The following is a 3,147-nucleotide window of genomic DNA, read 5'->3' as shown; positions in this document are numbered from 1 at the left end:
GTTGGTCAGTTTCTGGGGGTCGCGGTCGTCGGGGCGGGCGCTGCTGATCTGGGCGCCGTCGATGCGCGGCCGGCGGCGGCGCTTGACCGGTTTGAAGCCGCCCTTGGCGGCCTGTTGCTTGAGGCGGCCGGCGAGCGACTTGGCTAGCTCGAGGCCCTGCTTGTCGTGCTCTTCTTCGTTCTCAGGGACGCTCTCGGAGGAGTTCTCAGGGACGCTCTCGGAGGAATCCGGGGGTTCAGGCACGCTGAACGACCCCCTCACCCACCTCGAAGCGTGCTCCGCTGAGCTCAGCGGGCACGTCAGCGCCGACCGCCGCGGTCACCAGCACCTGCTCGGCCGGCGCGACCAGCTCGGCCAGCCGGTCCCGACGCTGCACGTCCAGCTCGGCGAACACGTCGTCGAGGATCAGCACCGGTTCACCCCCGTCCGCGCGGAGCAGTTCGTACGACGCCAGCCGTAGCGCGAGCGCGAACGACCAGGACTCACCGTGACTCGCGTACCCCTTCGCAGGCAAGTCGCCGAGCCCGAGGACGACGTCGTCGCGGTGTGGGCCGACCAGCGACACCCCGCGCTCCAGCTCGTCCTGGCGCTTCTCCCGGACGGCCGCGAGCAGGACCTCCTCGAGCTGCTCGCGGGAGGCGACGCCGGGCTCGAGCAGTACGGACGACTTGTACTCGAGCCGCGCATCACCCTTGCCGCGGGCAACAGCGTCGTACGAGCTGGACACCAGCGGGCGCAGCGCTTCCAGCAGCTCCAGCCGGGTCGCCAGCAGCTCGGCTCCGCTGCGGGCCAGGTGTGAGTCCCAGACCTCGAGGGTGCGCAGCTGTCCCTCGGCGGCGCTCGTCCGGTTCTGCCGACGGGCCTGGGAGGCGCTCCGCAGCAACGAGTTCCGTTGCTTGAGCACCCGGTCGTAGTCCTGCCGTACGCCGGCCATCCGCGGCGTGCGCAACGTCAGCAGCTCGTCCAGGAACCGGCGCCGCTCGGACGGATCGCCCTTGACCAACGCGAGATCCTCCGGCGCGAACAGCACCGTCCGGAGCAGACCGAGCACCTCGCGTGGCCGCGGTACCGGCGAGCGGTTGATCCGGGCCCGGTTCGCCTTTCCCGGATTGATCTCGAGCTCGACGACCACGTCCCGGTCGTACTGGCTGCGGATCTCGGTCCGCACGATCGCCCGGGTGGCGCCGGCCCGGACCAGTGGTGCATCGTTCGCCACCCGATGCGAGCCGAGCGTCGCGGTGTAGTGGATCGCCTCGACCAGGTTGGTCTTGCCGTGACCGTTCGGACCGACGAAGGCCGTCACGCCCTGAGCGAGCTGGACCTCCGCCTGCTGGTAGGACCGGAAGTCGAGCAGACCCAGGGCGGTGACGTACACCTCAGTGGCTTGGAGGAGTGGCGTACGACGGGTCGGCGGCCTCGGCGCCCTTCACCGCGTGGCCACCGAACTGGTTGCGCATCGCGGCGATCGCCTTCATCGCCGGCGAGTCGTCCTGCCGGGAAGCGAACCGGGCGAACAGCGCCGACGAGATCGCCGGCACCGGTACGGCGAGGTCGATCGCGGCCTCGACGGTCCAGCGGCCCTCGCCGGAGTCGTCGGCGTACCCGCGGATCTTCTCCAGGTGGTTGTCGTCCTCGAGCGCGTTCACCAGCAGGTCGAGCAGCCAGGACCGGATCACGGTGCCCTCGCGCCAGGACTGGAACGCTTCCGGCACGTTCTCCACGATGTCGGAGGCCTCGAGCAGCTCGTAGCCCTCGGCGTACGCCTGCATGATGCCGTACTCGATGCCGTTGTGGACCATCTTCGAGAAGTGCCCGGCGCCGACCTTGCCGGCGTGCACGAAGCCGAACTCACCCTCGGGCTTCAGCGCCTCGAAGATCGGCATCACGACGTCGACGGTGGCCTTGTCGCCGCCGCACATCAGCGCGTAGCCGTTCTCCAGGCCCCAGACGCCGCCGGAGACGCCGCAGTCGACGAAGCGGATGTCCTTCTCGGCCAGCTGGGCGGCGCGGCGGGTGTCGTCGGTCCAGCGGCTGTTGCCGCCGTCGATCACGATGTCACCGGGGGAGAGCAGCTCGGCCAGCTCGGTGACGACCGGGTCGATGGCCTGAACCGGCACCATCACCCAGACGACATTCGGCTGGTCGCTCGCGGTGAGCTTGCCGACCATGTCGGCAAGGTCGGTGGAGTCGGAGATGTCCTGGTTGTTGTCGAATCCGACCACGGTGTGGCCCGCGTTGCGGATCCGCTGGCGCATGTTGCCGCCCATCTTGCCGAGACCGACAAGGCCGAGCTCCATCTGAATCCCCTTGTTCTGTTGGCTTTTCAGCTGTTCAGGCGGACCGGCATCAGCACGTACCGGAACTCACTGATCGGTTCGCCGTCGAAGTCCCGCACGCCGGTCAGTTCGGCCGGCTTCGTCGCCTGCGTGAAGGCCAGGTGCGCGACCGGTGTACCGATCGCACCGAGACCGTCGAGCAGGTACGTCGGATTGAAGCCTACGGTCACCGGGTCGCCGACCACGCGCGCCTCCAGCGACTCCGACGCCTGCGCCTCGTCGCCGCTGCCGGCGTCCAGCGTGACGCTGTCCTCGTCGAAGGTCAGCCGGACCGGGGCGTTCCGCTCCGCGACCAGCGCGACCCGCTTGACCGCTTCGACCAGGGTCGCGGTGTCGATCCGGACCCGGGTCGCGATCGACGCGTCGTTCGGGATGATGCCGCGGACCTTCGGGAACTCGCCGTCCAGCAGCCGCGTGGTGGCGCGGCGGTTGCCACCGGACACCTGGCCCTCGAAGCCGACGATGCCGTCACCGGTGCCAGGCGCGGCCAGCGAGACGGTCACGTCCGAGCCGGTCATCGCCTTCGCGGTCTCGGACAGCACGCGCGCCGGGACCAACGCGGCCGCCGACGCGTCGGGGGACTCCGGGTTCCACTCGAGCTCGCGGATTGCCAGCCGGTAACGGTCGGTGGCCAGCAGGGAGATCGTGGAGCCCTCGATCTCGACCCGGACACCGGTCAGCACCGGCAGCGTGTCCTCGCGCCCGGCGGCGGTGACGACCTGTGAGACGGCCTGGGCGAAGACGTCGGCCTTCACCGTGCCGCTGGCCGCCGGAAGCGACGGGAGGGCCGGGTATTCCTCGGTGGGAAGCG

At 69.8% G+C, this 3,147-nt stretch carries 3 protein-coding genes and 1 pseudogene; all 4 read right to left on the bottom strand.

Features of this window, described 5'->3' with window-relative positions; translation table 11 throughout:
• A pseudogene (locus VFF46_RS37335) lies at window positions 1-243 on the bottom strand (DUF721 domain-containing protein); the annotation flags it as partial.
• Window positions 236-1,375: a DNA replication/repair protein RecF gene (gene recF / locus VFF46_RS37330; RefSeq protein WP_325041989.1), complete on the bottom strand. Its 1,140-nt coding sequence runs from the start codon at window positions 1,373-1,375 to the stop codon at window positions 236-238. The pseudogene VFF46_RS37335 and the gene recF, both read right to left, overlap by 8 nt.
• A 1-nt stretch (window position 1,376) precedes the next feature.
• Window positions 1,377-2,297 carry a phosphogluconate dehydrogenase (NAD(+)-dependent, decarboxylating) gene (gene gnd, locus VFF46_RS37325; protein WP_325041988.1) on the bottom strand — a complete coding sequence of 307 codons (921 nt, stop codon included), beginning with the start codon at window positions 2,295-2,297 and terminating at the stop codon, window positions 1,377-1,379.
• Window positions 2,298-2,323: 26 nt separating this feature from the next.
• Window positions 2,324-3,147: DNA polymerase III subunit beta (dnaN, locus tag VFF46_RS37320; RefSeq protein ID WP_325041987.1), on the bottom strand; the 824-nt coding region annotated here is incomplete at its 5' end.

It is taken from the genome of Kribbella sp. (assembly GCF_035655035.1).
Classification (GTDB): Bacteria; Actinomycetota; Actinomycetes; order Propionibacteriales; family Kribbellaceae; genus Kribbella.
This window is presented reverse-complemented; position numbering and strand designations above follow the sequence as displayed.

What these genes read in the sequence shown, in the direction of transcription:
- gnd (WP_325041988.1), bottom strand. Translation starts at nt 2,297, where the DNA reads ATGGAGCTCGGCCTTGTCGGTCTCGGCAAGATGGGCGGCAACATGCGC.